Genomic DNA, 19,898 nt, shown 5'->3' with positions numbered 1-19,898 from the left:
TAGTCCTATCTGGTGAACAATGGTCGCAGGCCATGGGCCGCAGGAGATCGCCCCGTGTTCATCGCAGATATCCGCCGTTGTGACCTCAACGACCTGTTCTACTTCGCCATGGTGGTCGAGCACGGCGGCTTCTCGCAGGCCGGGCGGGCGCTGGCCATGCCGAAGTCGAAACTGAGCCGGCGCATCGCGCTGCTGGAAGAACGGTTGGGCGTGCGACTGATCCAGCGTTCGACCCGGCGCTTCTCGGTCACCGAGGTCGGCCAGGACTACTACCGCCATTGCAAGGCCATGCTGGTCGAGGCCGAAGCGGCCGAAGAAGCGATTGCGATGTCACGCGCCGAGCCGCGCGGCACGATCCGCCTGGCGTGCCCGATCGCGATCCTGCATGCGCGCATCGGCACGATGCTGGCCGATTTCCTCGCCCTGCACCCGCAGGTGACGGTGCAGCTGGATGCCACCAACCGACGCGTCGACGTGGTGGGCGAGGGTGTGGACGTGGCGATCCGCGTGCGGCCGCCGCCACTGGAGGACAGTGATCTGGTGGTACGCGTGCTGGCGCGCCGGGTCTGGTGTACCAGTGCCAGCCCGGCGCTGCTGCAGCGGCTGGGCACGCCGCAGGTGCCGGCCGACCTGGCGATGATGCCGACCGTCGATCTGGCATCGCCCAGCCAGCAGCATGTATGGGAATTCACCGGGCCGGACGACGTGCTGGCCAGCGTGCACCATCGCCCGCGGCTGGTCAGCGATGACATGATCGCGCTGCGCACCGCCGCGGTGGCCGGAGTGGGCCTGCTGATGCTGCCGCGGATGATGATCAGCGACGAACTGGCCAGTGGCGCGCTGGTGCCCGTGCTGCCGGAGTGGCAACCGAAGTACGGGATCGTGCACGCGGTGTTCCCGTCGCGACGCGGCCTGTTGCCGGCGGTGCGTGCCCTGATCGATTACCTCGCCGAACGCTTCGATGCGCTGGAGGAACCCTAGATACGCCATCCACGCATGTCGTGGATCTACCGGGCCGGGGTGGCGCCCTCGGGTACGTACACCATGCGCCCATCCGGTAACCGATAGGTCACGCCGGCCTTGACCCCGCCGCCTTCGCCGATCTCGCCGGTGGACTGGTAGCGGGTCAGTTCTTCACCCTGCTTGACGGTGATTCGCATGTTGGCCTGGCCGGGGTTCTCGATCACGGTCACGTCCTGGCTGGTGAACGGATTGAGCGGATTACGCACGATCACGATCATCAGGATGCCGGTGACCACCAGGAACAGGTCGATCAGGTTCACCACCGACAGGATCGGGTCGTCGGCTTCGTCGTCATCCAGGAAGCGCATCAGTTTGCCTCCTGCAGGCGTTCGAACATGCGCAGTTCCTCCAGCAGCCAGCGCCGGCGCACGGTCAGCACCAGATAGGTCAGGCTGGCGGCCACCAGGGCCAGGATCACCGACGAGAAGGCCACCACCATGTTCTCGCCCACGCCCTGCGCGTCGCTGCGGGTCAGTGCCAGCAGCGCCGGGCCCATCGGGATCATGGTCGCGACCAGGCCAAGCATCGGCGCGGTGCGCGAAACGATGCGCAGGCCTTCCAGGCGCTTGAGGATATGCAGTTCCAGGTCGTCACTGCTGCCACCGTGGCGGGCCTGCCAGGCCAGCAGCTCGGGACGGTGGCGGCCGCGTCGGCGCTGCAGTCCTTCCCACAGGAAGGCGCCGAAGCTGAGGAAGGCAAAGGCCAGCGACAGCAGGATCAGCAGCAGGACCGGAGCGAGGAACAGGTGGGAGAGATCGTAAAGGGTGGATTCAAGCGCGTTCATGCGGAAGCCGTGGTGGAAGGGGAACGGGAAGGGGCGGCGCGCCGAGCGTTGCGCCGCGCCTGCAGTGCGGCGCCTGCGCCAAGCAGGCCCAGCAGCACGGCCAGTGCCCAGTGCGTGGCAGGCGAGTGCGGCGCCGGCGGAGGCACCTGCCGCATCACCTGGCCTCGCACCTTGGGCGCTGGGGGGGCGGCCGGTTCGACGGTGGCGGGTTGTTGGGCGGCGGTGGCGGCAGCATCGGGTGCTGGTGTGGCGGTAACCGCGCGGCCGAGCCCAAAGCCCGCATGTGCCTGCATCGGTGCCGGTTCCTGCGCTGACGAGGCCTGCAGCTGCTGCAGCCGCGCCTGCAACTCCGCACGGGTGCGATCATCGGGTTGCCAGTAGCCGCGCGAGATCGCCTCCTGCAGGCGCTCGATCATCTGCACCTGCGCGCTGGCGTTGCGCTGCTCGAACCACTGGGCCAGGCCCAGCTGCCGGCTGTCGCGCACGAAGGTGTCATGCACCGCTTGCCATTGGTCGGCGCGAACCGTCTCGGGCGCGGTCACCTGCCAGCCGAACAGATTGTCGACGTTCTTCAGTACCTCCAGCGTGCCGGCATAGCCTTCGGCCTGCATCGCACCGATCCATTGCGGGTTGAGCGTCTGCGCGCGCAGCTCATCGGCGAGGAAGCGTGCGGTGCTGCGCGTGCGCGGTGCCGGTTCGCGCAGGTCGGAGACGTACAGTGCCGGGCTGGCACCGTCGAGGTGGCGCACGGCCAGCGCCAGCCCGCCCAGGTACTCGAAGGGATGGTCGGTGCTGAGCAGGCCATGGGTGTTGGAGGAGCGCGACAGCACCGCCGCCTGCACGCCGCGCAGCTGTTCGGCGAACAGGTTGCCGCCGGGCAGGGTGGTCGCCTGGCCATCACTGCCGTAGCCGTGCTGCAGGCGATCCAGGAAGCCGCTGGCCAACGCTGCATCGTCCTTGCCCGCCGTGCCGCTACGCGCCAGCACGGCATGGTTGAGGCCGCTGCCATATTCGCCGGGTGCATTGCTGAAGATGCGCAGGCGCGACAGGCGTTGCGCCTGCTCCGCGGGGACGCCGTCGCGCTGCAGGCGCTGCTGCACGGCCCGTGCATTGCCGGCAATCGGGTTGCCGGGCGAGGCCGGCATCGCCGCCAGCTGCTCGATGGCGCCAGCCAGCAGGCGCAGGAATGGATCGAACTGGTCGCGGTAGACGCTGGTCGCCTGGATCACCACATCGATGCGCGGGCGCTGCAGTTCCGCATCGGGCACGATGTCCAGGGCGATCACCTTGCCACCACTGTCCCAGCGTGGGCGCAGGCCCAGCGCGTGCAGTACCTGCGCCTCCAGCACGCCGAGATGGCGGATGGCCTCGCTCGACCACAGGCTGATGGCGAGCTTGCGGGGCAGCTGCCCATCGTGATCATCACGATAGGCCTGCAACAGCTGCTGCAGGGCGAGCTCGCCGGTGTCGAACGCCGCGCGGGTGGGAATGCGGTCGGGCTCGAACGCGAACAGGTTGCGGCCGCTGCGCAGTTCCGGCGTGCGGATCGGATCGCCGCCGGCGCCGGGCCGCACGAAGCCACCTCCCAGGCCGTGCAGCAGTGATTCGATCTCCTGTGTATCGGCCAGGGCTGCATCCAGTTGTACGGCACGCTGCAGCGCTGCGCGCAGATCCGGGTTGGCGATGCTGCTGATCGGCGCACCTTCGCGCAGATGGTGCAGCAGCGTGCGAAAGCCGAGCCCCTGCTGGATCTGCCGGTAGTCCACCGCAGTGGCCTCCATCGGATCTTCGCCCAGCGCTTTCAGATAGTCCGGCCCCAGCTGCTGCATCACCATCAGCAGGCGGTGCTCGGGCGAGGCCGGCTGGCCGAAGGTATGCAGCCCCAGTGGCAGGTTGCGCCGGGCGAGTTCATGCAGATGGTCATGCAGCACCGGCAGGAAGCTGTCGAAGCGCGCCTGCATGTCCACCGCGCTCCAGCCGAGGTCGGCGGCGATGCCGCTGTCTGTGGCCAGTGTGCGCAGGCGTGCGGCGGTGGCATCACGTACCGGCCCCTGGTCCAGTTGCTGCAGTTCGTGCACCACCGCGTGCAGGTCGCGCAGCTCGTCGTACAGGCCGGACGGTGCGAACGGCGGGGTCTGGTGGCTGACCACCACGGCGCGACCACGGCGCTTGGCCTGGATCGCCTCGCCGACGTTGTCCTGGATGTACGGGTAGAACACCGGCAGTTCGCCCACCGCCAGCCACGGATAGTCGGCGGCCCACAGGCCGCGGTCCTTGCCCGGGGTCCATTCCTGCGTGCCGTGGGTACCGAAGTGGATCAGCGCATCGGCCTTCCACTGCTGGCGCAGGTACAGGTACGCCGCCAGGTAGTAGTGGCTCGGCACCGACGCCGTATCGTGGGTGGCCTCGCCGACGCGGCCCGCGCGTGGCGGCTGCGGCATCAGCAGCAGGTTGCCCAGGCGCAGGCGCGGCAGCACGAACACGGCCTGTCCGTGCCGCTGGCGTACCGCGGGGTGGTGTGCAGGATCGCCCCACTGTGCGCGCAGTTCGTCGCGGCGCGAAGCGGGCAGGGTGGCCAGCCAGCGGCGGTAGTCCGCCACCGGCAGGGTGTCGGCCAACCCGGCATCGAGCAGCGCGTCCAATCGCTCCGGATGGTAGTAGCCCCCCAGCAGCGCCTGCAGCTGTTCGATCATGGTCGTTTCATCCACCGGCTGCGTTGAATACCCGGCCTGTGCCAGCCGCGGCAGCAGCGCCTCGATGCTGCGCGGCACGTTGAGATGCGAGGCGGACAGGTTGCGCTCGCCGTCCGGTGCATTCCAGAACAGCAGCGCCAGGCGCTTGTTGGCCGCGGCGGTGTGGCGCAGCGCGGCCAGCCGCTGCAGCTTGGCGGCCAGCGCATCGATCTGTTCGGGAATCGGCTGCAGTTCGCCACGCGCATTGGCCGAGATCACGATCGGATCACTGGCGCCCCAGGCTTCGGGCACGGCGACGAAGGTCGCCAGCGTGGCCATTGGAATGCCGGTCGTCGCTGCGCGCCAGTCATCAGCATCGCCTTGCCGATGGTTCATTGCCTGCAGTACCGGCACGTCCAGCGCGGAAAATTCGGTGGCACGCGCGCTGCCGTTCTGCAGATGGGTGAGGTTGACCAGCGCATCCACCTCGATGCCGCGCAGCGCCTGCTTCAGGCCGTCGTCGGCGGCGGCATCGAACCAGACCCCGAACAGCGCGACTTTGCGTGCGCGCCCGGCCTCGATCAGCGCGTCCAGCACCTGGGTCTGCATGCCACTGAGCATGCTGCCGGAAACCAGTACGGCCACTTTCGGCCACGACGCCTGGCCATCGCGCTGCCACTGCGCCTGCAATGCCTGCGGACTGTCCAGCCACTGGCTGCCGCGCGTGCTGTAGCCGGTGGCCGGCAGCACCTGCGGCTTCGGCAGTCCATCGGTCCCGGCACCGCTGCGCCAGGCCTGCAGGTAGGCCGCCAGCGTGCGGATGTTGGCCTCGCCACCGTTGCCGTAGTAGCCGGCGATCCTGCGCGCCACCTCGGCGGGCAGGTGGCCGGAGGCCAGTGCACCGCCGCCCACGCGCAGCCACGGCACCTTGCTCTTCTGCAGGGGGCCATCGACCACCGCCATGACCTGTTCGACATCGGTCGGTCGCGGCGTATCCAGCAGCACCAGGTCGGCGCCCGCCGGCCAGTCAGCGGGCAGCGTGGCCGCCGGGTCGACCACGCGTTGCCGGAAGCGCACGCCTGCGGGCGCGCCCAGTGCATCCAGGCGGGCGATCCTGCCGGGTAGCACGAAGCTGCTGCTGACCACCTCCACCCGCAAGGGTTCGGGCTCGGCACGGGCCGATGCGGCAAGCATCAGCCACCCGAGCAGCAGCCATGTCCACCCGCTGCGCATGGTCAGAAGGCCAGTTCGATGCCGGCATGCACGTAGCGGCCGGTTTCCGGGTACGGGTACAGCGCACCGGTTTCGTCCAGCCGCTTGTCGGCCAGGTTGTCGATGCCGACTACCACGCTCACCGCCGCGGTCACGCGCCAGCGCGCATCCAGCGACCACAGCCAGTAGTCGGGCAGGGTCACCTGGCTGCTGCCGGCCACCTGCTGCTGTGGGCCGATGTACTCGCCACGTACCGCAGCCTGCAGCGGTCCGCGCTGCCAGTTCAGCGCAGTTGCACCGCTACGGCGCGGACGCTCTGGCAGCCATTGGTCGGTCTGGCGGTCACGCGGGTCCAGCCAGCTCCAGTTCGCCTCGAACGACAGATGCTCGCTGATCGGTGCGGTACCGGCCAGCTCGAGGCCACGAATGCGCGCACGGGCCACATTGGTGTAGTTGCGCAGTTCGCGACCGCGTACACCGCAGGCACGCACGCAGGTGGTCTGGATCAGATCCTTGAGGTCGTTCTGGAAGGCGGTGGCCTGCAGCGACCAGCGTTGCTGCTGCCAGGCCACCGACAACTCGGCGCTGGTGTTCTGTTCCGGCTTCAACTGTGGGTTTCCGACAATGGTGAAACGCCCACCGCCGCCCACTGCGGAATACTCCGGCGACAGCTGCTTCAGGCTGGGCGCCTTGAAGCCGCTGCCGATGCCGCCCTTGATCGTCAGCGCTTCGGTGGCGTGCCACACCGCATACGCACGCGGGCTGTGGTGCCAGCCGAACTCGGGATGGCGGTCGCCGCGGCTGCCGAACACCAGTGACAGTGCGTCGCTGACCTGGATCTCGTCCTGCACGAACACCGCGCTCTGGTCGGACTGCAGATGGCCGGAGCGCGCACCCGCAGCATCGTCCAGTTCCTGGCGCCGCCATTCCCCGCCGATGCTGACGCGGTGGCGTGCACCCAGCGCTACCGTCGCGCGTGCATCGACGATCTGGTCGGTCAGCTGCTGCGGCCGCGAGGCGTCGCCGCGGTCGCGACGGTTGTCGCGGTCCAGCGTCGCACGGTAGGCACTCACCCGGGTTTGCCCCCAGTCCCAGTCGCCCTGGTGGCTCAACGTGGTCTGGCGGCGACGGATGTCATCGATGGTCTCGTAGACGTAGGGTGCGGCACCGGCCTGCAGCGCATGGCGACGGCGTTCCTCGCTGCCCTGCAGGTGCGACAGGTCGATGCGCTGGTGCGCGTCCGGGGTCCAGGTAAGCACCGCGCGGCCAGTATTGACCCGCCGGCCCTCCTGTTCGTCCAGGCGGTCGTCGGTCGGATCGCGGGTGGCGTCCTTCTGCCGGTGTTCGGCAAACACGCTCAGGCCCAGCGTGCCCGGCAGCAGCGCGCCGCCGGCATAGAAGCCGGCCTGTGCGGTGTTGCCGCCGCGGTTACCGCCAACCACACCGGCGTTGTAGACCAGGTTGCCTTGCCAGTCGTCGGTGGCACGGCGGCTGATCACGTTGACCACGCCGCCCAGCGCCTCCGAGCCGTACAGGGAGGACATCGGACCGCGCACCACCTCGATGCGTTCGATCGCGGCGGCAGGCAGCCAGCCCAGATCGAAATCCGAGTGGGCGATGGCATCGGCCGACGCACTGACGCGCTGGCCGTCCAGCAGCACCAGCGTATAGCCCGGATCCATGCCGCGGATGCGGATGCCGCGGCGACCGAAGCCGACCCCGGCCACGGTCACGCCGGGGCTGCCGCGTAGTGCGTCGGCCAGGTCCAGTACCGGCCGCAGCTGGATCTGCTCGCGGGTGATCACACTGATGGAGGCGGGCGCGTCGCTGGCCAGGCGATCGGTGGCAGTGGCGGTCACCACGATCGGATCCAGCTGCGAAGGGGCGTCGGCCGCCGCTGCCAGTGCGGGGGCCAGGGCAAGGAGGATCGCGCCGGACAGGCGGCGGGCGGGGACGGAACGGGACATGGGAAGGGGTCGCTACGAATGTGACGATATAACATAGCATTGTCTTCACGAAATCTTCATAGGCCGAAGGTCCTGCCTGTGGCGACGTCGCTGAACGGGGGTGCGGTATCGCGGCGGGACGCCTACAATTCCGGCTCGGACCGTCGCCATCACGCCCATCATTCCCCGGTCCGGCCTTGGCACCTATGTCTCCCAATGCCCTGGCGCTGGTCGAGCTGCTGATCCGCGAGCGCCGTGCGTTGTCTCGCTTCATCGCGCGCTATCTCGACCCGGCCAGTACCGAGGACACCCTGCAGAACCTGTACCTGAAGGCCAGCAGCGTGCCCGGCGATCCGCCCATCCTGGAGCCGCGCTGCTATCTGTACCGGATGGCCTACCATCACGCGCTCAACCGCAGCCAGTCCGACGCCCGCGAGCGGCGTGCGATGGCCGAGTACGCCCTCGACATGGCCGAGGCCAGTCGCGATGGCGAGGCGCAGGCGCTGGACCAGGCGCAGCTGCGCGAGATCACCCAGACCATCCTCGCGCTGCCAGCCCAGGTGCGCGAGTGCTTCGTGCTCAACCGCTACCTGGGCCTGAGTGAGCGCGAAATCGCCGCCCGGCTGGGTATTTCCAAGAGCCTGGTGGGCAAGCATGTGCTGCGCGCGGCGCTGTTGATCCAGCAGCACCAGCAGGGAATGCATCGATGAGCGGCGATTGCCGTGGGCAGATCGCGCCCGCCGTTGTCACAACAGGAAGGCGCACCCGTTCGTGGTGCGGCAGGCCACAACCATGACCACGTCCGAACCCTCGCCGCGTCAGGCCAGGCAGGCGTTGCGCTGGGTGATCCAGTGCAGTGCAGGCCCGCTGCCGGAACGCCAGCAACGAACCCTGCAGCGCTGGCTGCAGGCCGACCCTCGCCATGCGCTGGCCTGGCGCCAGCAGCAGGCTTTCTGGCAAGGCTTGGATGCCGCCGGGCCCGACGTGCTGGCCGCGCTGCCCGGGTTGACGGCTGATCGCCAAGGGCTGCGTCCGATCGCGCCTCAGCGCCGCCTGCCGTGGCTGCTGGCCAGCGCAGCTGCGGTGGTGCTGATGGTTGCCGCTGCGCCGCACGCGCTGCTGCTGCTGGCACGCAGTGACCTGCGCAGTAGCGATGCACCGCGCGCGGTGCAACTGGAGGACGGCAGCACCGCCGTACTCGACGCCGGTACCGCACTGGCGGTTGAGTTCGATGGCCAGCGGCGGCACCTGCGCCTGCTGCGCGGGCAGGCCTGGTTCCAGGTAGCACACGAGGCGCGCCCGTTCCAGGTCGAGGCGGCGGGCGGCCAGGTGCGTGATATCGGCACCGCCTTCAGCGTGTCGATGCAGGACACCACGGTCGTGATCCAGGTCAGTGAGGGCGTAGTGGATGTGCGCCTTGGCGATGGCAGCGTACAGCGCCTGCATGCCGGGCAGGCACGGGTGTTCCGTGACGGTCGCTGGCTGCAGCCGCTGCGGCAGGCCGATCCGGATGCCGTGGCGCCGTGGCGTCGGGGCGAGGTGGTGATCGACGATCAGCCAGCCGCGCAGGCCATCGCCGATCTGGCGCGCTACCGCCGTGCTCCGGTGTGGGTGCTGGGCGGGCAGGGCACGGACGTACGGGTCAGTGGCCTGTTCCATCTGCAGCAGCCGGAGACCGCCATTGACGCGGTGGCCGCACAGGCGGGACTACGCGTGCAGCGCTTGCCCGGCGGCGCGCTGGTGGTGTGGTGAGGTGCCTGCGGCGCAGCGCACGGCCCGCCAGATGAAAAAAACATGAAAAAACCGTGGGCACCCGCAGTGCCCCGCTGTCTATAGAGGTATAGCCAGAGCGAAACACCGTTTCTCCTCAAGCCAGACATGCCACCGGCACCGGATGTGCCCGTGGTTCCGCCACGCTTGAGGAGTTCCCGTCCATGCCGTCCACGGCATCCGCCTGTCATCGTCGCGCCACCGCTCTGGCCCTGGCTGTTTCCACCGCATTGCTGCCGCTGGCCTGGGTGCCGGCCGTGCAGGCGCAGCCGGCGATCGTCGCGCCGGTGCGCCAGTACACCATTCCGGAGCAGCCACTGGCTGATGCCGTACGCGCCTTTGGCCGCCAGGCCGATGTGCAGGTGGTGTTCCGCAGCGACCTGGTGGAAGGCCGCCGCTCCAGCGCAGTGAAAGGTGAGTACAGCCAGATGCAGGCGCTGCAGCAGCTGTTGCGCGGCAGCGGCGTGCGTGCACAGCGCGGCATGGACGGTACCTGGAGCCTGCGGGCCGCAGCGGAGGCGGGTGAGGGCGAAGGGGTGCGGGTGACCGAAACACTGGACGTGGCCGGTCGCCTTCAGTCGGAAGGGGGTGAGGCCCGCGATCGGCGTGGCTACGATGATGTGTTCGCGCTGGACCTGACCACGGCGTATTCGGGGCGCGACCGGGTGGAGCGTTACCGTGGCTCCAATCCGGCCGACGTGGTCAAGGATCTGGTCGGTGTGTTCAGTGGCGATGCGCGCAACAGCGGCGCGCTGGACGTCAACATCCGTGGCATCCAGGGGCCCGGGCGGGTACCGGTCAGCATCGACGGCGGCGAACAGGCACTCACGGTCTGGCGTGGCTACAACGGCGTCAGCAACCGCAACTACATCGATCCCAACCTGATTGGTGGCATCCAGGTCATCAAGGGGCCAGGGCTGGTGCGCGATGTGCACAGCGGGATCGGTGGCGCGCTGGTGATCAAGACCATCGACGTCGATGACATCGTCGCTGCCGGCGAGCGCTTCGGCGGGGAGCTGAAGATCGAAGGCAGCAGCAATGCGGTGGCACCGCGCCTGCCGCGGTTGCACACCGGCGAGGATTACCGCACCGTGCCGGGCTTCCCGCAGGGCTCGCCGAACTCACCCTACGACGACCGCACCCTGGTGGTGCCAGTGAAGTCGCGCAGTGGCAACAACCCCTTCGATGGCGAGGACCAGGCCTGGCGCCTTGCGCTGGGCGTGCGTGGCGACAACGTCGACCTGATGGCCGCCTACGCCTGGCGCAAGCGCGGCAACTACTTCTCCGGGACCAAGGGCAGCGCCTACTACGAACAGGACCGGCGCGAGCAGTTCGAGTATCAGGGCATCGACTACATCACCACGCTGGCGCGCTACTTCAAGCCCGGCGATGAAGTGCCCAATACCTCCAGCGAACAGGAGTCCTGGCTGGTCAAGGGCAGCTGGCAGATCAACGATGACCAGCAGTTGAAGGCGACCTGGCGGCGCACGCTGTCGCACTACGGCGAGATCATGCCGTCGCGCATCCTGTCGGCTCCGGACTACGGTCGCATCCAGTGGCCGCTCAGCCGGGTCGATTCGGATGCGTGGAACCTGGAGTACCGTTTCCAGCCCGCCGGCAGTCGTTGGCTGGACCTGTACGCCAACCTGTGGCGCACGGAAACGGAAAGCGATACCTACAGCGCTGGCGGCTTCCCGAACTTCGCGGTGGGTAATCCGGCATGGAATCCGGACGCCAGCCCGATCCTGCGCAACACCGCGCTGGCCAACGCGCGCAATGACCGCACCGGCCTGATCCTGAGCAACCGCTTCGCGCTGCATTCGACCCTGGACCTGACCGTGGGCGGCAACTGGCAGTACGAGAAGCTGGGGTCCCGCGATCCGTACTTCGGCACCACCGATGGCTGGCGCATGTTCCCGCGTGCCGGGCGCCGCCAGGAGGGTGAAGGCTACCTCACCCTGGAGTGGCGGCCGGTCGACTTCCTCACCCTCAATGCAGGCGTGCGCTACAGCCGCTACTGGGCCTTCGACGATTTCCTCGAGGCGCACCCCGAACTGCTGACCAAGGGCGTAGGTGGCAAGGAAGCGCAGTACACCGTGAACGAATTGCCGCCCCGTCCCGCCAATCTGCAGGCCCGCATCGACGCGTTGGAAGCACGCCGCGCCGTATGGGAAAAGCGCGGCATGGGCTGGTTCATCGACGACAGCATCCGTGCGTTGCTGGCACCGTACGAGACGCCGCGTCCGGTCAGGTACACGCGGCCCTGGCTGCCCGATGCCGATGGCAACTACACCCGCGCCGGCAATCCCTGCCTCAATGGCGAAGTGGCGGCCATTCCCGGCGTGCAGCCGGTGTTCGCCGGCAGCGACCAGGTCTGCAACATCGGCAACAGCGTACAGTCGCAGCCGGTCGATGGACGCAACAGCCGCCGCCGCGACCATGCCTGGCTGCCGACCTTCTCGGCCACTGCACACCTGTCCCCGGCCGCCCGTGCCTACGTGCGTTACAGCGAAGCGGTGCGCTTCCCGAGCATGTTCGAAAGCACCATCGCCTTCTCCGGCAGCCTCAATCCGCTGCATGCGCTCAAGCCCGAGCACGCCTACAACTACGAGGTGGGCTACGTGCACAACCTGTCGGCCCTGTTCGGCAACACCGCCGATGCCGACGTCAAGCTGGCGTACTACGTGCACAAGACCCGTGACGTGATCGAACGCGATGGCAACTTCCTGTTCGACAACATCGACAAGCAGACCATCCGTGGCATCGAACTGCAGGCGCGCTTCGACAACCGGCGCTTCTTCACCGACCTGGGCATCACCCGCACGCTGGAAAACGAGGTGTGTGACGAGAGCACGGCGGTGCTCCTGGACGCGAACCGCGGCCTGGTCCCGAACTGCGTGCAGGATGGTTTCGTCGGTGGCTACCTGCTGACCCAGGCCATTCCCAAGCTGTCGATCAACTGGTCGCTGGGCACGCGCCTGTTCGATGAGCGCCTGGAGCTGGGCAGCCGCATCGTGCACTACCAGCGGCACGAGAATCCTGACCTGCAGGCCTACCGTGACCGCCTGCTGAGCGGTGGCAGCGGCCTGCTCTGGCAGAACGTGCCGTTCACCTGGGGAAACATCACCACCGTCGATGCCTATGCGCGCTGGCGCTTCAACGAGCATGCCAGCGTCGAACTGGTCGGCAGCAACCTCGGCAACGGCTACTACGTCGATCCAGCCACGCGGTCCACGCTGCCAGCCCCGGGGCGCACCCTGAAGCTCGGCGTCACCGCGCGTTTCTGATCTCCCACCTTCAAGCGTTGTACCCGTAGTTCCCTCAACCAAGGAGCAATACCATGAAAATGATCTCCCGTTCGGTGCTCGCCGTTGCCGCCTCGCTGGCTCTGGTCGGTGCCGCGCATGCTGCCGATATCGTCGGTGCCGCCAGTGCCAAGACCGATGCCGAGCTGTACGTGGCGGTTGGCGAATCGCAGGTCAATGGCGGCCCGCACCGCGCTGGCAAGGCCGGCATCGGTGTCGGCACCGTGTCCCAGGCCAAGCCGGTGGACTTCCAGGGCCTGAGCGCCTACTCGGCACCGACCACCGTCAATGGCGTGACGGTACGTACCCTGGCCATGCCGATCACCGGCGCACCGGGCAGCCACGCCGGCATGGGCCACTTCAACTTCGTCAAGGTCGGCAGTGGCGATGTCTGGTTCGGCGAATGGTCCAAGGATGGCGCTGCCGGTGGTTTCAACAACCGCCAGGTCTACTTCGTTGGTGACCGCGCCGGTACCACGCTGCCCGCCGGCGTGGCGTCCTACACCGTGGCCGGCCTGAACAAGTTCAACGGCAGCAACCTGCTGAGCGGCACCTTCGACGCCGACTTCGGCGCCGGCACCCTGGATGGTGCGCTGTCCGGCAATGGCCTGACCCTGGCCATCGTTGCCAACATCAACAGTGCCGATGCATCGTTCGCCGGTTCGGCCAACGTCAACGGCAGCGTCAACGGCACCACCCAGGGCCAGTTCTTCGGCGCCAACGCCGCCACCCTGGCCGGCATCGCCACCTTCGCCGGCAACAGCCAGTACGACACCGCCTTCGGCGGCAGCAAGAACTGATTGCCACGCCCCTGACGGGGCAGGGCAGGGACAAGCCGCGATCCGCCAGTCCCTGCTTCGGCCCGCTGCATGCATCACCACGGATCGACCATGCGCCATCCCATCTTCCTTGTGATCCTGTTGCTGGCGGCTGCCGATGTGCGCGCCCAGCAGGATGATCTTCGTCGTGTGCTGGAGCAGGGCAGCGAGCTGCGCCACCAGCAGCAGGACCAGCAGCGCCTGCAGCAGGCCGAGTCGGCGCGACCGACCATCACCATCGACGGCCAGACCCTGCGCGTGGAGCGCACGGTCGACGATCTGGGCCAGGCGCTGTACCTGTCGTTGCAGCATCAGCAATGGGGCGCAGCGCAGCGCTTCCTGGACGAATACATCGAACTGCCCGGCCACGACCCGTTGCTGCGCCACTACGCGCAGGGCGGCCTGGCGCGGGTGGCCGGCAATCACCACCGCGCGGCCAACGAGTACGAAGCACTGCTGGCGGCGCAGCCGGATTTCCTGCCGGCCCGCCTTGAGCTTGCACGTGTCTATGCCGAGGACCAGCGCGACCGCGATGCGGAGGCGTTGTTCGCAGCCATCGCCGGTGGCATCAATGCCGACGACCCCGCCACCGCAGGTGTGCGCGGGCGGGTGGACGCCTACCTGGCTGCGCTGAAGGCGCGCAAGCGCTGGAAAGGAGCGCTGGCAGCCGGCCCGGCATGGAGCGACAACATCAACCGCAGCTCGGCCAGCCGCACCTGCCTGTTCGGAGTGGGCGACACCTGCATCATCCAGCGCAATCTTCCCGATGCCCAGCGCGCCATGGGCCTGGACTACGACGGCAACCTCGAACGTCGCTGGGCACTGGCCGGGCATCACGGCGTCTATGTGCGCGGGCTCGCGTTCGGCCAGGCATGGCGCGGGCACAGCGCCTACAACGAGCTCAATGCGAGCGTGCAGGCGGGCTACAGCTGGCGCAGCGCACGGCATACCCTGCAGATCGCGCCGAGCTATGACTACCAGGGCCTGGGCAACCGGGCCCTGCAGGGCGGCAGCGGGCTGCATGGCGAATGGCAATATGCGTTGGACGCGCGCAGCCTGCTCAAGCTGGAGGCCGACTGGAAGCGCCAGCGCTATCGCCAGCGCGGCCTGGCCAGCAATTACGATGGTGAGCTGGCTGCGGTGTATGCCACCTGGTTCCGTGCGCTCAACCCGCGCTGGACCCTCTTTGCCGGGCTGGACCTGAGTGACAGCCGCGCCGCCAATCCGGCCAACGGTTACCGCCAGCATGGCCTGCGCCTGGGGGCGGCGCGCCAGTGGACGGGCACCACCGCCACCGTATTCGTGTCGTTGCGCGAGCGCGACTACGACGCGTGGAGCCCGCTGCTGGAGGCGCGGCGTGAGGACAGCGAACAGAACCTGATCGCCGTCGTCCGCAGCGAGCGCCTGGCGGTGGCCGGGCTGGTGCCCAGCCTGAGCCTGCGCTATGCGCGCATCGACAGCAACGTCGGCTGGCTGTACAGCCACGACCGCAGCCTGCTCAGCCTGAAATGGGAGCGCGCCTTCTGAACGCGCCGCTGCAACGCTGCGGTGAACGTGCCGTGGCCGCGATCTTCATCCATCATCACGCGCTCTTGTAGCCCGGTTCGCGCATCCTGCGGGCGTTGCGGCAGAGGTGGGCCGCGTGTATCGAGGAGCGCCGGTCGTGCTGGAAGCGGGCAACAAACCAGAGGGCCTGAAAGGGCTGCGTGTACTCGTGGCGGAGGATGAATTCGCCATCGCGATGTTCCTGGTCGACTATCTGGAGCTGAAAGGCGCACAGGTGGTGGGGCCTGCCGGTGACCTGCAGGCGCTGGGGCAGCTGGTCGATACCCATCCCATCGATGTGGCATTGCTGGACATCAACCTGGGCGGTGAGCAGGTCTATCCGCTGGCCGATCGGCTGGCCGAGGCGGGTACGCCCTTCCTGCTGACCTCCGGTTACGACGACAACCTGCCCAGCCGCTTCGCCAGCGCGCCGCGCTGTACCAAGCCTTATCACATCGAAACCCTGGTGCAGCAGCTGGCCGGGCTGGTGGCGGCGCCGCAGGTCTCTGCGGGCATCGCCTGATTGCGCGGCATGTCGCGCCGTCCTGAAGGCATCCACGCCGCCAAGCTGCGTGGCGCGATGCCACCTGCGCCGCGCCTGCATGCGCGCCATGATGGCATGGCCGCGCGCATCGCCCGCCACGACTGGTCATCCACACCATTGGGTGCCTGCGAGCAGTGGCCGCCCCACCTGCGCGCCACCGTCGACCTGATGCTGGCCCATGGCTTCCCGATGATCGTGCTGTGGGGCGAGCAGCTGGTGCAGCTCTACAACGATGGCTATGCCGAGATCCTGGCTGACAAGCATCCCGGTGGACTCGGCCAGCCGACCCGCGAGTGCTGGCCCGAGGTCTGGCACATCAACGGCCCGCTCTACACCCGTGTCTGGCAGGGCGAGACGCTCACCTTCGAGGACAAGCTGTATCCGCTGGTCCGCCGGGGGCGTCTGGAAGACATCTGGTTCACCATCACCTACAGCCCGATCCGCGGCGAGGAAGGGCGCATCAACGGCGTGCTGGTGACCATGTTCGAGACCACCGCCGCGCATCTGGCGCTGGCCGCGCGCGAGCGTGAGGAACTACGGCGGCGCGAGAGCGAGCGACGCCTCGAACTGGCCTTCAGGATGCTGCCGGTGGGCCTGTGCATCGTCGATCTGCAGGGCCGCATGCTGCTGTCCAACGACCAGATGCGTGCCTACCTGCCCAGCGGCAAGGTGCCTTCCACCGATGAGGCCAACCTGCATCGCTGGCGCGGCTGGCATGCGGACGGCAGCGCCATCGGGCCGGAGGATTTCGCCATCGCCCGTGCGATGCGCGGCGAGACCGTGGTACCGGGGCTGGAGTTCCAGTACCTGCATGATGATGGCCGCGCGCGCTGGACCCGGGTCGCGGCCGCGCCCCTGCGTGATGGCGACGGTGAGGTCAGTGGGGTATTCGCCATCGCCGTGGACATCGACGATCTCAAGCGTGCCACCGAGCGCCAGTCTGTATTGCTGGCCGAACTGCAGCACCGGGTGCGCAACATCATGTCGACCATCCATGCCATTGCCTGGCGGACCCGCGAGTCGGTCAGCAGCGTGGATGAATACGCTGAACGGTTGTGCGGGCGACTGATGTCGCTGGCACGCACGCAGAGCCTGCTGACCCGAGGTGCCAATGCCGGGGTCTGCCTGCGTGGCATGCTCGATGAGGAGATCGCGGCGCAGGCGCCGGCAGCGGCCGCCTACCGCCTGCAGGGCGAGGACGTGCTGCTGCCGCCGAAGGCGGCCGAAGTACTGTCCCTGGCGATTCACGAGCTGGCGACCAATGCCCTGCGGCATGGCGCACTGACCCATGAGGATGGCCGGATCGAGGTGACCTGGGATCTGCAGGTTCAGGCCGGCCAGCCATGGCTGGGGCTGCACTGGTGCGAGCGCCATGCCGAGGTGGAGGACTGGGAGCTGCCCCGGCAGCGTGGCCTTGGCCGGGCGCTGATCGAGCAGCGCGTGCCGTACGAGCTGGCCGGCAGTGGCGAGCTGCGCTTTGGCCCGCAAGGCCTGGATGCCTGGATCCGCTTCCCGCTGCGCGAGCGAGACAGCCTCCTGCAGACCGACGCCCCGGGCGCGGCGGCGGATGGTTCCGGCAGGTAAAGGTCCATTTATCCCCAATTGGGCCAAATTGGGCATAATGGCCTCAACTGTCCCCGTCTGGAGCCGTGCCATGACCCTGCCGCTGGATCTGCCTGGCCTCGAAAAGGCCCCCGCGTCGTCGGTGAAGACCCGTGGCTGGCCGAGCCTGATGCGCACCGTGCGCGAGAAGCAGGCGCTGGTCATCACCAACCACAACCACCCCGAAGCGGTGATCGTGGACATCCGCACCTACCAGGAACTGCTGGCCAAGGCCGCTGGCGGCGATGCCGGTGAGCGCAGCGAAGAACTGCTGCGCCTGCGCGGTGAGTTTGACCAGACCCTGGCCAGCCTGCAGCGCGGGGAGGGGCTGGGCAAGGTGCTGGGCCAGCCGATCCGCCGTGGCCGCAAGGTCACCCTCGGCCGTCCGCTCTGACCGATGGGGCGGATCCTGGTGCTGGCCGGCGTCAATGGCGCCGGCAAGAGTTCGCTGCTGGGTACCTGGCTGGCAGCCGAAGGGCTGGGCTGGTTCAACCCTGATTCGTTCACCCGCCGCCTGGTGGAGGCAGGCTGGCCGCTGCCCGACGCCAATGCCGAGGCCTGGCAGGAAGGCACCCGCCGCCTGCGCCAGGCCATGGCCGATGGCACGGACTTCGCCTTCGAGACCACGCTGGGCGGCAACACCATTCCAGGCCTGCTGCGCGAGGCCTGTGAGCAGCATCATGTGGCGGTATGGTTCTGCGGCCTGGCCAGCGTCGAGCTGCACATCGCCCGCGTCGCCGCGCGGGTAGCGGCCGGTGGCCATGACATTCCGGTGGAGAAGATCCACGCCCGCTTCGATTCGGCGCGCGAGAACCTGCTGGAACTGCTGCCACACCTGGCCGAGCTGCATGTCTACGACAACAGCGCGCCCGCCGACGCCGACGGGTGCGCTGAGCCGCTGCCGGTGTTGGCGATGGCGCATGGCCAGCTGCAGTACCCGGTCTCGGTCGCCGAACTGCTGCATACGCCGGACTGGGCCAAACCCATCGTAATGCGTGCGATGGAATTGAACACCCCGGATGTCGCCGGGCATGGCCCGGCGCTACCCGTCCAGTAGATCCACGCCCTGCGTGGATGGCGTTTCGTGCCGGCCTCAGGCCGGCTTCACCTGCTCGGGCTCCGCAACGTCCGGCAGCGACGGCAAGGTCGGGTCCACCGTTACCGGCACATCGCTCTTCAACAGGGCGGCCGCTTCCTTGTCGCTGCCCACTGCCGGGGGTGAACCGCGCAGCGGCAGGCCGGCGGTCTCCTTCACGAACAGCATGGTCACCAGGCCGATCACCGCCGCGCCCATCAGGTAATAAGCCGGCACCAGCGGGTCGCCGGTACGTTCCACCAGCCACGCGGTCACCAGTGGCGTGGTGCCACCGAACAGCGACACCGACACATTGAAGGCGATCGACAGCGCGCTGTAGCGCACCGGGGTGTAGAACAGCGCCGGCAGCGTGGACGGCATCGAGCTGGTGAAGCACACCAGTGCCAGTCCCAGCAGCATCAGGCCGAGGAAGATCAGCCAGTCGTTGCCGCTGCCGATCAGCAGCAGGCAGGGCACGGCCAGCACCAGCAGCGCGATGCAGGCACCGATGATCATCGGGCGGCGGCCAAGCTTGTCACTGAACAATCCGCCGACGATGTTCAGCGGCATCATCACCAGCATCACGATGATGATAAGCAGCAGGCCCTTGCTCTCGGCGTAGTTCATGGTGACGCTGAGGTAGCTGGGCATGTAGGTCAGCAGCATGTAGTCGGTGACGTTGAATACCAGCACCAGGCCCATGCACACCAGCAGCTGGCGGCCATGTACCTGGAACAGAGCGCCCAGCCCCGGACGATCGTGCTCGCGCTTCTCGGCTTCCTCGGCGAAGGCGCGGAAGGCCGGCGTTTCCTCCAGTTTCATGCGCATGTACAGGCCGAGCAGGCCGAGTGGGCCGGCCACCAGGAACGGAATACGCCAACCCCAGTCCAGCATCTGCTCGCTGCTCAGCAGCATGTGCAGCGCGGTCACGGTACCGGCGCCGGCGATGTAGCCGCCCAGCGTGCCGAACTCCAGCCAGCTGCCCATCAACCCACGGTTGCGGTCGGTGGAATACTCGGCGATGAAGGTGGCCGCACCGCCATACTCGCCGCCGGTGGAGAACCCCTGTACCACGCGCGCCAGCAGCAACAGTACCGGCGCCCAGATGCCGATGCGCTCATAGGAGGGAATCAGGCCGATCGCAAACGTGCCCAGCGCCATCAGGATCATGGTGAACGCCAGTACTTTCTGGCGCCCATAACGGTCGCCGAGCGGGCCGAACACCAGGCCGCCGAGCGGCCGCACCAGGAATGCCACGGTAAAGGTGGCGAAGGCAGCGATCACCTGTGCGGTGGGGTTGCTGGACGGGAAGAACACCTGGCCGATGGTGACGGCGAGATAGCCATAGACACCGAAGTCGAACCACTCCATGGCATTGCCGAGTGCGGCGGCGCCGACGGCGCGCTTGAGCATGGGCTTGTCGACGACGGTGATCTCATCGACCTTCAGGTGGCGGCGGCGTTTGAACCAGCCGAAATGGGCATGTGCCTCGGGCGTATCCTGCATGGGGTCTCCCTTGTAGGTATGGAATAGGGGAATGGGCGGTGTGGTGTGTCCCGGAAATCGGAAACGGCGATGCGGGCGCAAGTGGCGCGGGGGCAT

General features: G+C 67.9%; 15 protein-coding genes. 10 read left to right on the top strand and 5 right to left on the bottom strand.

The features are described from left to right. The first annotated feature begins 54 nt into the window (after window positions 1–54). A complete protein-coding gene (locus AC13GF_RS06970; protein WP_483004098.1) occupies window positions 55–981 on the top strand; it encodes a LysR family transcriptional regulator in 927 nt (308 codons plus the stop codon). Between the two features lie 26 nt (window positions 982–1,007). Here AC13GF_RS06970 and AC13GF_RS06965 read toward each other — a convergent pair whose 3' ends face one another. From AC13GF_RS06965 to AC13GF_RS06950, 4 genes are read right to left on the bottom strand one after another with little or no spacing between them, the layout of a single operon-like run. Continuing rightward, on the bottom strand, window positions 1,008–1,331 hold the full coding sequence (locus AC13GF_RS06965) for a DUF2149 domain-containing protein (protein ID WP_049437532.1): 324 nt from the start codon (window positions 1,329–1,331) through the stop codon (window positions 1,008–1,010). Further along, entirely contained in the window at window positions 1,331–1,807 is a 477-nt protein-coding gene (locus AC13GF_RS06960; protein ID WP_483004096.1) for a MotA/TolQ/ExbB proton channel family protein, read from the bottom strand. Before AC13GF_RS06960 ends, AC13GF_RS06965 begins: the two co-directional genes overlap by 1 nt. Further along, window positions 1,804–5,712: a cobaltochelatase subunit CobN gene (gene cobN / locus AC13GF_RS06955; protein ID WP_483004094.1), complete on the bottom strand. Its 3,909-nt coding sequence runs from the start codon at window positions 5,710–5,712 to the stop codon at window positions 1,804–1,806. The genes AC13GF_RS06960 and cobN overlap by 4 nt, the downstream gene beginning before the upstream one ends. A 2-nt stretch (window positions 5,713–5,714) precedes the next feature. Further along, entirely contained in the window at window positions 5,715–7,658 is a 1,944-nt protein-coding gene (locus tag AC13GF_RS06950; RefSeq protein WP_483004092.1) for a TonB-dependent receptor domain-containing protein, read from the bottom strand. A 185-nt stretch (window positions 7,659–7,843) separates the two neighbouring features. On the opposite strand from AC13GF_RS06950, the gene AC13GF_RS06945 reads away from it, so the two are divergent. The 9 genes from AC13GF_RS06945 (at window position 7,844) to AC13GF_RS06905 (ending at window position 18,278) form a co-directional block, all read left to right on the top strand. Next, window positions 7,844–8,347: an RNA polymerase sigma factor gene (locus AC13GF_RS06945; RefSeq protein WP_483004090.1), complete on the top strand. Its 504-nt coding sequence runs from the start codon at window positions 7,844–7,846 to the stop codon at window positions 8,345–8,347. Window positions 8,348–8,429: 82 nt separating this feature from the next. Next, window positions 8,430–9,389: a FecR family protein gene (locus AC13GF_RS06940; protein ID WP_483004088.1), complete on the top strand. Its 960-nt coding sequence runs from the start codon at window positions 8,430–8,432 to the stop codon at window positions 9,387–9,389. A gap of 182 nt (window positions 9,390–9,571) precedes the next feature. After that, a complete protein-coding gene (locus AC13GF_RS06935; protein ID WP_483004086.1) occupies window positions 9,572–12,694 on the top strand; it encodes a TonB-dependent receptor in 3,123 nt (1,040 codons plus the stop codon). Window positions 12,695–12,747: 53 nt separating this feature from the next. After that, window positions 12,748–13,512: a Slam-dependent surface lipoprotein gene (locus AC13GF_RS06930; RefSeq protein ID WP_483004084.1), complete on the top strand. Its 765-nt coding sequence runs from the start codon at window positions 12,748–12,750 to the stop codon at window positions 13,510–13,512. Between the two features lie 90 nt (window positions 13,513–13,602). Further along, window positions 13,603–15,057, top strand: coding sequence for a surface lipoprotein assembly modifier (locus AC13GF_RS06925; RefSeq protein ID WP_483004082.1), 1,455 nt, complete (start codon window positions 13,603–13,605; stop codon window positions 15,055–15,057). 136 nt (window positions 15,058–15,193) lie between these two features. After that, on the top strand, window positions 15,194–15,598 hold the full coding sequence (locus tag AC13GF_RS06920; RefSeq protein WP_019337750.1) for a response regulator: 405 nt from the start codon (window positions 15,194–15,196) through the stop codon (window positions 15,596–15,598). Between the two features lie 9 nt (window positions 15,599–15,607). Next, window positions 15,608–17,203, top strand: a complete 1,596-nt coding sequence (locus tag AC13GF_RS06915; protein ID WP_483004080.1) for a sensor histidine kinase — start codon at window positions 15,608–15,610, stop codon at window positions 17,201–17,203. A 70-nt stretch (window positions 17,204–17,273) separates the two neighbouring features. Beyond that, window positions 17,274–17,615: a type II toxin-antitoxin system prevent-host-death family antitoxin gene (locus AC13GF_RS06910; protein ID WP_005413623.1), complete on the top strand. Its 342-nt coding sequence runs from the start codon at window positions 17,274–17,276 to the stop codon at window positions 17,613–17,615. 3 nt (window positions 17,616–17,618) lie between these two features. Next, window positions 17,619–18,278 (top strand): ATPase, encoded by a 660-nt coding sequence (locus AC13GF_RS06905; protein WP_483004078.1) that lies wholly within the window; start codon window positions 17,619–17,621, stop codon window positions 18,276–18,278. A gap of 36 nt (window positions 18,279–18,314) precedes the next feature. Here AC13GF_RS06905 and proP read toward each other — a convergent pair whose 3' ends face one another. Beyond that, window positions 18,315–19,802: a glycine betaine/L-proline transporter ProP gene (gene proP / locus AC13GF_RS06900; RefSeq protein WP_483004076.1), complete on the bottom strand. Its 1,488-nt coding sequence runs from the start codon at window positions 19,800–19,802 to the stop codon at window positions 18,315–18,317. Window positions 19,803–19,898 lie beyond the last annotated feature (96 nt).

The organism is Stenotrophomonas sp. 22LJNL06-5-1 (assembly GCF_056861455.1).
This window is presented reverse-complemented; position numbering and strand designations above follow the sequence as displayed.